The 10187-nt window shown below is 68.9% G+C and carries 1 protein-coding gene; it reads left to right on the forward strand.

Features of this window, described 5'->3' with window-relative positions; translation table 11 throughout:
- Positions 1-16 precede the first annotated feature (16 nt).
- Positions 17-10156, forward strand: a complete 10140-nt coding sequence (locus ABD817_RS36315) for an amino acid adenylation domain-containing protein (protein ID WP_344922960.1) — start codon at positions 17-19, stop codon at positions 10154-10156.
- The last annotated feature ends 31 nt before the right edge of the window (positions 10157-10187 follow it).

Genomic DNA, 10187 nt, shown 5'->3' on the forward strand with positions numbered 1-10187 from the left:
AGGACGAACGTTTCCGGTGGACGCCGACGAGCGGGTAGCCCTGTCCGCTAGCCAACGGGGTATTTGGGCCGCCCAGAAGTTGTTCTCCGCGTCGGCGGCGTTCCGGGCGGCCGAGATCACCTGGCTGCCGGGCCCGGTGGACACGGCCGCCTTCACCGCCGCGGTCAGCCGTGCCTTCGCGGAGACCGACGCCTTGCGCGTCCGTTTCCACGAGGAGCAGGGCACCCCGTACCAGCGCGTCGACGCGGCGAGGCGCCTAGAAACGACCGTGGTGAACGAGCCGCACGGCGATGCGGCGATCCGTGACCTGGTTCGCGCCTCGCTCGACGATCCCGGCGCGGCCTCGGTGGAGCTGTCCACGGCTTCGGTGTTGCTGCGGCGTGCGGACGGCACCTGGGCGTGGGTCTTCGCGGCGGACAACATCCTGCTCGACGGGTACAGCGTCACGCTGTTCATCCGCCGCGTGGCGGAGATCTACTCGGCGGCCGTCCGGGACGAACCCGTTCCCGAGGCCTGGTTCGGCAGGCTGGCGGACGCCCTGCCGTCGCCACACGCCCCGGTGAGCCCCGAGCCCGGCGCGATGGAGTACTGGCGCCGGCTGTTGGATGTGGACGTCGCTCAGGAGCGGCCCTCGACCGTCGCGGCCGAACTCTTCTCCTTCTCCTACCGGCCCGTCCGGCTACCGACGGCCGACGGCGTATTCGACCGTCTGCGGGCGTTCTCGCGGAATGTCCGCTCGAACTGGACCGACACGCTGATCGCCCTGTGGGGGCTCTACACGTCGCTCGCCGAGCGGCGGTCCGACATCGCGGTACGGGTGCCGTTCATGATGCGGGACACCCCCGGCCTGCTGCGGACGCCCAACGCGATGTCGCGGGTGCTGCCGGTGGTGGCCCCGATCGGTCCGCGCCACACGCTCGCGGAGCTGATGAAGGCCATCGGCCGGCGGATGCAGCAGGCGAAGGCGCATTCCTCGGTGGAGGACCACCACATCGCCCGGAGCTGGCCGGGGAGCGAGTCGTCCTACTTCCTGCTGCCGTCCATCAACATCAAGATCTTCGAGTACGTCGCACGATTCGATCAGGTCACCGGAACGGTGGAGACCGTCAACCCGGGGCAGATCGGGAAGCTGGACCTGTCGGTCTACCGCGATCCGGTGTCCGGGCTACGCCTGGAACTGGCCGGACACGAGTCGATCATCTCGGTGGCGGACGTGGAACGGCACGCGGCCGCCTTCGCCCTGTTCCTTGAGCGGGCGCTCGACGCGGGGCCGGACACCACCCTCCACGAACTCGCCGAAACGGCCCTTCCCGTACGGAACACTCCGGCCGGTGTGGGAAGGGCGCCGGATGTCGCTGCCGACGTGTCGGTGGACGGGTTGCTTCGGCGGCAGATCGCGGCGACTCCCGATGCCACGGCGGTGATAGCGGACGAATTCTCGCTGTCGTACGCGGAGTTGGACGAGCGGGTGGGGGCGTTCGCCGGTGTTTTGGCGAAGGCGGGGGTTCAGGCCGGTGGCCGGGTGGCGGTGGTGTTGCCGCGTTCGGTGGATCGGGTTGTCGCGGTGCTGGGGACGATCCGGGCGGGTGCGGTGTGCGTGCCGGTGGATCCTGGTTATCCCGTTGAGCGGGTACGGCAGATCCTTGAGGATTGCGGCGCTGTTGTCGTGGTGACCGGCTCGGGTGAGCTTCAGGTGACCGGCCGGATCGCGGCTCCAGCGGGGGATGCGGCGTTTGTGATCTTCACGTCGGGGACGACCGGCCGCCCCAAGGGTGTGGTGTTGTCGCATCGGGCGGTGGTGAACCGGCTGGTGTGGGGCGCCGATCTGCTCGGGTTCGGTGCCGGGGATCGGGCTCTGGTCAAGAGCAGTGTTGGGTTCGTCGACGCGGTCACCGAACTGCTCACTCCCCTGGCCGCTGGCGCCGCTGTGGTGGTCGTTGACGACGAAACCGCTACGGATCCGGTGGCGTTGGCTGGGATCGTGGAGCGTCACCAGGTCACGCACTTGCTGACGGTGCCCAGTCTGGCCGAGGTGCTGGTCCGGGTTCCAAACGCGGTGGGTTTTCTGGGGTCGTTGCGGCAGTGGGTGTGCTCAGGTGAGGTGCTCGCACCGGCCACCATCGAGGCGATGCGGCAAGCCGCGCCGGGCGCGGTGTTGCGGAACTTCTACGGGTCGACCGAAGTCACCGGTGATGCCACCACCGCTACCGCTGATGGGGCGAGTATCGGTGATCCGGTGCCCGGCGTCCGGGTGCGGGTGCTGGACGCCTGGCTGCGGCCAGTCGCCTCCGGTGTCGTAGGCGAGCTGTACGTGGGTGGGGTACAACTGGCCGACGGTTATGAGGGCCGTCCTGGCTTGACCGCGGACCGATTCGTCGCCGACCCCTTCACCGGCAGCGGCGAGAGGCTGTATCGCACCGGTGATCTGGTCCGCTGGGACACCCACGGCATGCTCGAGTTCGTCGGTCGCGCGGACGACCAGGTGAAGATCCGCGGATACCGGATCGAACTCGACGAGGTCCGCAACGCCCTGGAACAACACCCGGCGGTCACCGGCGCCGCGGTCGTCGCGCTTGAGCATTCCGCCGGTGGCAGCTACCTGGCCGCTTACGTCACCGCCACCGGGAACGTCGACGATCTCCGCGATCATGTCGCCGGGCTCCTGCCCGACTACATGATCCCGGCCACTTTCACCGCCCTGGAGGCCTTCCCGCTCACCCCGAACGGCAAGCTCGATCGCAGAGCACTTCCTGTTCCCGCACTCGTCAGCACGGGTGGGCGAGCACCCGAGAGTGAAACCGAACGCGTCCTGGCCGACATCTTCCGCGATGTCCTGCACCTCGACCACGAACCGTCAGCCGACGACGACTTCTTCCGGCTGGGCGGGCACTCACTGCTCGCGACGCGGGTGGTCGCGCGGCTGGGATCAGGACTGTCGCTGCGAGATCTGTTCGACGCCCCGACGATCGCGGCGCTGGCACCGATCGTTGACGCCTGTCGTGCCGCCCGGCCGCGAACGGTACGGGTGGGTGAGGTTCCGCGGCCCGCGGCGTTGCCTCTTTCGTACGGGCAGCAGTCGTTGTGGATGATCGACCAGCTCGGCGGGCCCGGTTCGCGATACGTGGTTCCGCTGGTGCTGCGGCTGTCCGGGAGGGTGGACGGGGTTGCGCTGGGGGCGGCGGTGCGGGATGTGGTGTCCCGTCATGAGGTGTTGCGGACTCTTTTGGTGGAGCGGGACGGGCAGCTGTGTCAGGTCGTCGTTCCGGTGGAGGAGGTGGCTGTTCGGCTTCCGCTGGTCGTAGAGGACTTCTCGCAGGCGCGGCTCGCGGAGATCGTGCGGGCGAGGTTCCTGTTGGGGGCGGAGATTCCGATCCGTGCGGCGTTGTTGCGGGTCAGCGACGCCGAGTGGGTGCTGGCGCTGGCGGTGCACCACTCCGCGGTGGACGAGTGGTCGTTCCCGGCGCTGTTGGGTGACCTTTCGCTGGCGTATGGAGCGCGAGTCGAGGGTGGCCACCCAGAATGGGCGCCGTTGCCGGTGCAGTACGCGGACTACGCGCTGTGGCAAAGAACGGTGCTCGACGGCGCGGAGCTGGATCGGCTGCTCGACTTCTGGCGTGGCGCTATGGCGGACGCCCCACCGGAGTCAGGAATCAGCCCGGATCGGTCACCCTCGGCGGTGCCGTCGCATGTCGGCGCCGACATCGAATTCACTGTGAACCCGGTAGGGGTCACCGCGTTGCGTGCCCTGGCCGAGGCGCAGGGCGTGACGATGTTCATGGTCGTTCAGGCCGCGGTGGCGTTGGCGGTGTCAGCGCTGGGCCGTGGCGACGATGTGGTGGTCGGTTCGCCTGTCGGCGGCCGGACCGAGGACGGCCTCGAAGACCTGGTCGGCTATTTTCTGAACACCCTGCCGTTCCGGCACCGGATCAAGTCGGATGACCGGCTCGTCGATGTCCTCCTCCGGGCTCGTGGCGTGGTGCTGGACGGGTTGGCGCATCAAGCGGCCCCGTTCGAGCAGATCGCGGCCGCAGCCGGTGGCGGGGAACGCGCGGCGGGTCGCAACCCTGTGTTTCAGGTGTTGTTGACCTACCGGCATCTGGCCGACCGCGCCGTGCTGGAACCGGAGTTCCCGGGTGTGGAGGCGCGCTTGGAGAGGGTGTCCCTCGGCGCGGTGAAGACGGATCTCGACCTGTATCTGACCGAGACCCCGGAAGCGGTCACCGGTTTCCTGACCTACTCCGTCGATCTGTTCGACCCGGCCACGGCTGATCGGTTCGTGACGGTGTTCCAGAAAATCCTGGACGCGTTCGCGGCGGACCCGCAGACCCGCGTCGCCGACCTTGACCTGCACCCGGCGCCCTCACACATCGAGGTACCGGCCACCTCCGTCAACGTGTCGGTGGATGGGTTGCTTCGGCGGCAGATCGAGGCGAGTCCGGATGCGGTCGCGGTTTTGTCGGGTGATGGGATTTCCCTGTCGTACGCGGAGCTGGATGAGCGGGTGGATGCGTTCGCCGGTGTTTTGGCGAAGGCGGGGGTTCGGGCCGGTGGCCGGGTGGCGGTGGTGTTGCCGCGTTCGGTGGAACGGGTTGTCGCGGTGCTGGGGACGATCCGGGCGGGTGCGGTGTGCGTGCCGGTGGATCCTGGTTATCCCGCTGAGCGGATACGGCAGATCCTTGAGGATTGCGGCGCTGTCGTCGTGGTGGCCGGCTCGAGTGAGCTTCAGGTGACCGGCCGGATCGCGGCTCCAGCGGGGGATGCGGCGTTTGTGATCTTCACGTCGGGGACGACCGGCCGCCCCAAGGGTGTGGTGTTGTCGCATCGGGCGGTGGTGAACCGGCTGGTATGGGGCGCGGACCTGCTCGGGTTCGGTGCCGGGGACCGGGCTCTGGTCAAGAGCAGTGTTGGGTTCGTCGACGCGGTCACCGAACTGCTTACTCCCCTGGCCGCTGGGGCCGCTGTGGTGGTCGTTGACGACGAAACCGCTACGGATCCGGTGGCGCTGGCTGGGATCGTGGAGCGTCACCAGGTCACGCACTTGCTGACGGTGCCCAGTCTGGCCGAGGTGCTGGCCCGGGTTCCGGGGTCGGTGGGTTTTCTGGGGTCGTTGCGGCAGTGGGTGTGCTCAGGTGAGGTGCTCGCGCCGGCCACCATCGAGGCGATGCGGCAGGCCGCGCCGGGCGCGGTATTGCGGAACTTCTACGGATCGACCGAAGTCACCGGTGACGCCACCACCGCCACCGCTGACGGGGCGAGCATCGGTGATCCGGTACCCGGCGTCCGGGTCCGGGTGCTGGACGCCTGGCTGCGGCCAGTCGCCTCCGGTGTCGTAGGTGAGCTGTATGTGGGTGGGGTACAACTGGCCGACGGCTACACGGGACGCGGTGCCCTCACCGCCGACCGATTCATCGCCGACCCCTTCACCGGCACTGGCGAGAGGCTGTATCGCACCGGCGATCTCGTCCGCTGGGACACCCACGGCATGCTCGAGTTCGTCGGCCGCGCGGACGACCAGGTGAAGATCCGCGGATACCGGATCGAGCTCGACGAGGTCCGCAACGCCCTGGAACAACACCCGGCAGTCACCGGCGCCGCGGTCGTCGCGCTTGAGCATCCCGCCGGTGGCACCTACCTGGCCGCCTACATCACCGCCACCGACAACGTCGATGATCTCCGCGACCATGTCGCCGGGCTCCTGCCTGACTACATGATCCCGGCCACTGTCACCGCCCTGGACGCCTTCCCGCTCACCCCGAACGGCAAGCTCGACCGCAAAGCACTACCCACACCGCAAATCCCCACCGCAGGTGGGCGAGCACCCGAGAGCGAAACCGAACGCGCCCTGGCAGACATCTTCCGCGACGTCCTGCACCTCGACCACGAACCGTCAGCCGACGACGACTTCTTCCGGCTGGGCGGGGATTCGCTGCTCGCGACGCGGGTGGTCGCGCGGGTGAACGCCCGGATGAGCTCGGGACTGTCGCTACGGGATCTGTTCGACGCCCCGACGATCGCGGCGCTGGCACGGGTCGTCGGCACCGGGCCTGCGGAGGGCCCGGCACCGGTACGGATAGGTGAGGTTCCGCTGCCCGCGGTCGTGCCGGTCTCGTTCGGGCAGCAGGCGTTGTGGCTGGTGGATCAGCTGGGTGGGCCGGGTGGGCGTTATGTGGTCCCGGTCGTGCTGCGGCTGTCTGGAAACGTGGACGGGGCTGCGCTGGGGGCGGCGGTGCGGGATGTGGTGTCCCGTCATGAGGTGTTGCGGACTCTCCTGGTGGAGCGGGACGGGCAGCTGTGTCAGGTCGTCGTTCCGGTGGAGGAGGTGGCTGTTCGGCTTCCGCTGGTCGTGGAGGACTTCTCGCAGGCGCGGCTCGCGGAGATTGTGCGGGCGAGGTTCCTGTTGGGGGCGGAGATTCCGATCCGTGCGGCGTTGTTGCGGGTCAGCGACGCCGAGTGGGTGCTGGCGCTGGCGGTGCACCATTCCGCGGTGGACGAGTGGTCGTTCCCATCCCTGCTGAAGGATCTGTCGACCGCATACCGGGCCCGAGTCGAGGGCGGCCCCCCGGAGTGGGCGCCGTTGCCGGTGCAGTACGCGGACTACGCGCTGTGGCAAAGAACGGTGCTCGACGGCGCGGAGCTGGATCGGCTGCTCGACTTCTGGCGTGGCGCTATGGCGGACGCCCCACCGGAGTCAGGAATCAGCCCGGACCGGTCACCCTCGGCGGTGCCATCGCATGTCGGCGCCGACATCGAGTTCGGTGTGAACACGGGCACGGTGGCGGCGTTGCGAACGCTGGCCGAGACGCGCGGCGTGACGATGTTCATGATCGTTCAAGCCGCGCTCGCCCTGAGCGTATCGGCTCTCGGCGGCGGAGACGATGTGGTGGTCGGTTCGCCTGTTGGCGGCCGGACCGAGGACGGCCTCGAAGACCTGGTCGGCTATTTTCTGAACACCCTGCCGTTCCGGCACCGGATCGAGTCGGATGACCGGCTCGTCGACGTCCTCGTCCGGGCTCGTGGCGTGGTGCTGGACGGATTGGCGCATCAAGCGGCACCGTTCGAGCAGATCGCGGCCGCGACCGGTGGCGAACGGGTCGTGAACCGGAACCCGGTGTTCCAAGTCCTGCTCACCTACCGGCACCTGGCCGACCGCACCGTACTGGAACCGGAGTTCCCGGGCCTGCAGGCCCGGATGGAGCGGGCCTCTCTCAGCGCGGTGAAGACGGATCTCGACCTGTATCTGACCGAGACTCCGGAAGCGGTCACCGGTTTCCTGACCTACTCCATCGATCTGTTCGACCCGGCCACGGCCGACCGGTTCGTGGCAGTGTTCCAGAAAGTCCTGGACGCACTCGCGGCGGACCCACAGACTCGTGTCGCCGACCTCGACCTGCACCCGGCGCCCTCACAAGCCGAGGTACCGGCCACCTCTATCAGGAAGTCGGTGGACGGGCTGCTCCGGGAGCGGTTCGCGGCGACTCCCGATGCCACGGCGGTGATCGCGGACGAATTCTCGCTGTCGTACGCGGAGTTGGATGAGCGGGTGGATGCGTTCGCCGGTGCTTTGGCGGAGGTGGGGGTTCAGGCCGGTGGCCGGGTGGCGGTGGTGTTGCCGCGTTCGGTGGATCGGGTCGTCGCGGTGCTGGGGACGATCCGGGTGGGTGCGGTGTGTGTGCCGATCGATCCCGTCTATCCCGCTGAGCGGATACGGCAGATCCTCGAGGATTGCGGTGCCGCGGTCGTGGTGACCGGCTCGGGTGACCTTCAGGTGACCGGCCGGGCCATGGCGGTGTCGGGGGATGCGGCGTTTGTGATCTTCACGTCGGGGACGACCGGCCGCCCCAAGGGTGTGGTGTTGTCGCATCGGGCGGTGGTGAACCGGCTGGTGTGGGGCGCCGACCTGCTCGGATTCGGTGCTGGGGACCGGGCCCTGGTCAAGAGCAGTGTCGGGTTCGTTGACGCGGTCACCGAACTGCTTACCCCCCTGAGCGCCGGGGCCGTCGTGGTGGTCGTCGATGACGAGGCTGCCGGAGATCCGGTGGCGCTGGCCGCAACCGTGGAGCGTCACCAGGTCACGCACCTGCTGACGGTGCCCAGCCTGGCCGACGTGCTGGCCCGGGTCCCAGACGCGGCGAAAGCCCTGACATCACTGCGGCAGTGGGTGTGTTCGGGTGAGGTGCTCGCACCGGCCACCATCGAGGCGATGCGGCAGGCCGCGCCGGGTGCGCTGTTGCGGAACTTCTACGGGTCAACCGAAGTCACCGGTGATGCCACTACCGCTGCCGCTGATGGGGCGAGTATCGGTGATCCGGTGCCCGGCGTCCGGGTGCGGGTGCTGGACGCCTGGCTGCGGCCAGTCGCCTCCGGTGTCGTAGGCGAGCTGTACGTGGGTGGGGTACAACTGGCCGACGGTTATGGAGGCCGTCCTGGCTTGACCGCGGACCGATTCGTCGCCGACCCCTTCACCGGCAGTGGTGAGAGGCTGTATCGCACAGGCGATCTCGTCCGATGGAACACCCACGGCATGCTTGAGTTCGTCGGTCGCGCGGACGACCAGGTGAAGATCCGTGGATACCGGATCGAACTCGACGAGGTCCGCAACGCCCTGGAACAACACCCAGCGGTCACCGGCGCCGCCGTCGTCGCACTCGAGCACCCCGCCGGTGGCACCTACCTGGCCGCCTACGTCACCGCCACCGAGAACGTCGACGATCTCCGTGACCATGTCGCCGGGCTCCTGCCCGACTACATGATCCCGACGACCGTCACCGCCCTGGACGCCTTCCCGCTCACCCCGAACGGCAAGCTCGACCGCAGAGCACTACCCACACCGCAAATCACCACCGCGGGTGGGCGAGCACCCGAAAGCGAAACCGAACGCGCCCTGGCCGACATCTTCCGCGACGTCCTGCACCTCGACCACGAACCGTCAGCCGACGACGACTTCTTCCGGCTGGGCGGAGACAGCATCCTCGCCGCGCGTCTCGTTTCCGCCGCGCTCGCCCGCAAGCTGCCGCTGACGCTCCGGGACGTCCTCGAGCACCGGACCGTGGGTGGGCTGGCCGGCGCGCTGCCCGCTCCCCCGGCCGAACAGGTCGAGCAGGTCGAGCAGGAGCCCGTCCCGGCCCCGGTGTCCGCGACCCTCGATCGTCTCCGGGAGTCGGGCGCCGACCCGAACGCCTGGGTGTACACCGAGACCTTCGAGGTCCCCGGCCATCCGGAACTTCGTACCGCATACGCCGCTGTCGTCGCGGAAACGGACGCGCTGCGCATGTCCGTGCAGTGTGTCAACCGGCGCCTGTGGCTCAGCCACATCCTGCCGACGGCGTCGGCGGCGGTCACCGAACTCGCGCCGGCCGACGACGCCGACCCGGCGGCACTGCGCGCGGCGGCGACGGACCTGGTGGACATCACGATCGGGAGCCCGTCCGCCCTGGCCTTCGTCCGGACGCCGACCCGTACGGCCGTCTCCCTTGCCGTCCACGCCGGTGCAGCGGACCGTGCCTCGATCCATCGTCTTGCCGACGCCCTGCGGTCCGGCGTCCCGGCGGAACGGACGAACACCGGGCTGGCGCCGGCCCTTGAGGCCGTCGAGGAGGCCGGTGTCGCCATTGGCACGTCAGGCGTGGACGAGTGGCTGGACCTGCTGAAGAACCGTGCGGAAATTGACCAGAACGTCTTGGCGCCGGGCCGGGCCGAGACGTTCGGCTGGGCGGGGCCGTGTGGCGAGGGCGCCGTCCGGAACGCTCTCCGTCGCGCGCTGTGGGCGACGGGAGCGAGCACGACCGGTGGTCTTGTCGACGAGGAGGTCGCTTTGGTCGCCGGGACCGGCTCGACGCCGCCGGGTCCGTTCACGGCGACCGTTCCCCTGCCCGTCGACGACGAAGAGCGGACGGCGACCGTGCGGTTCCCGCTGCTGCGTCACCACAACCAGGCCGGGCGCCGAGCCCTGCGGCGCGCACCGGCGCCGCACGTGCTCATCACCCGTGTCCACGGGCCGGCGGCGGACCGGCCGGAAGGCGTCGAAACGCTTTACCGGGCGGTGATCCGCTATCACCTCGGCCCGGACGCCACCACGATCACGATGCTCGGTTTCGACGCCTCGGTCACAACGGCCGTGCGCGACGCCTTGACCGGCACCGTCGTGACCTCGATCTGATCTACCCCCTGCACTGCACGACCTTGGAGGA

Source organism: Streptosporangium oxazolinicum (assembly GCF_039537505.1).
Taxonomy (GTDB): Bacteria; Actinomycetota; Actinomycetes; order Streptosporangiales; family Streptosporangiaceae; genus Streptosporangium; species Streptosporangium oxazolinicum.